Source organism: Vibrio sp. YT-16 (genome assembly GCF_033337405.1).
GTDB lineage: Bacteria > Pseudomonadota > Gammaproteobacteria > Enterobacterales > Vibrionaceae > Vibrio > Vibrio alginolyticus.
This window is the reverse complement of record NZ_JAWOQQ010000090.1, coordinates 1-1293: the sequence shown is the minus strand read 5'-3', so window position 1 is coordinate 1293 and position 1293 is coordinate 1. Positions and strand designations below refer to the sequence as shown.

At 47.1% G+C, this 1293-nt stretch carries 1 protein-coding gene; it reads left to right on the top strand.

The features are described 5' to 3' along the window. Positions 1-191: 191 nt before the first annotated feature. The coding region (locus R7F07_RS24945) for a sigma-54 dependent transcriptional regulator (RefSeq protein ID WP_318110626.1) at positions 192-1293 on the top strand (1102 nt) is incomplete at its 3' end.

Genomic DNA, 1293 nt, shown 5'->3' with positions numbered 1-1293 from the left:
AATCCACATGCAGGTTTGCCGATTTAGATTTTTCCTGTGCGGTTCACAGTGATTACTTATCCAGATTGAGACAGAGTGCGCCTAACTGATTGGATGTTAAAGAGTTGTAATTAAGAAGTGAGATCTAGCTCCTTTTCTCCCTCGTGGTTTTTGCTACCGTTACGAAAGACGTTTTAAACAGGCAGTAATTCATGGCTTTTGAAAGCACCCCCAACATCGCACTTATTGAAGATGATGACATTGTTCGTCAGGCAACTAGCCAATGGCTGCAACTGGCCGGATTTAACGTTGAGGCATTCAGTACCGGTGACGCTGGAAAGGCGGCGATACTAAGTCAAGACTTTGATGCTGTTGTCAGTGATGTTCGCTTGCCTGATAGCGATGGCCTCTCGATTTTAGAAAGCCTTATTGACCATCATATCCAAACGCCCGTTATCCTGATCACCGGACATGGGGATGTGGATATGGCGGTGAGTGCGTTGCAAAAGGGCGCATTTGATTTTATTGAGAAACCATTTCAGCCAGAGCGACTCTCGCAACGTGTGACGGAAGCGGTCGAGACTTATCGAGCGCAGACGTCAACGCAAGATCGTCAAGAATATCTCGCGAGCGTAAGTGGGCTCGAGGAAGTGCTGATTGGCCGAAGCCGAGTCATGCAGCAATTGCGTGAACAAGTTGCAAAGCTAGCGCGTATTGATACTAACGTCATTATTTATGGTGAAACGGGCTGTGGTAAAGAGCTAGTTGCCACCAGTCTGCATAAAGAAAGCCAACGAAAATTACATCGTTTTGTGCCAATAAATTGTGGCGCGATTCCCGAAAATCTGTTCGAAAGTGAGCTGTTTGGTCACGAGCCCGGCGCTTTTACCGGAGCAAGTAAACGACGGATTGGCAAACTCGAATACGCCGATAAAGGCACGCTGTTTTTTGATGAAATCGAGAGTATGCCGCTTTCAATGCAAGTGAAAGTGCTGCGCTCATTGCAAGAACATACTGTCGAGCGAGTTGGTGGTAACCAGCAGATCAATGTGGATTTGCGAGTGATCGCTGCCGCGAAAGAAGATCTCAACGATCATGAAGAGTTCCGCCAAGATTTGTATTATCGACTTAATGTTGCACAGATCTACTTACCGCCGCTTAGGGAGCGAGAAGAAGACGCGTTGATTCTGTTTGAGCACTTTGCGTTGCAAACAAATTCAGACAGTCGACCGTTGAGTGATGCCGACAGAAATGCCGTGCTTTCTTACGCTTGGCCAGGAAATGTGCGCGAATTACGTAACGTCGCAATGCGTT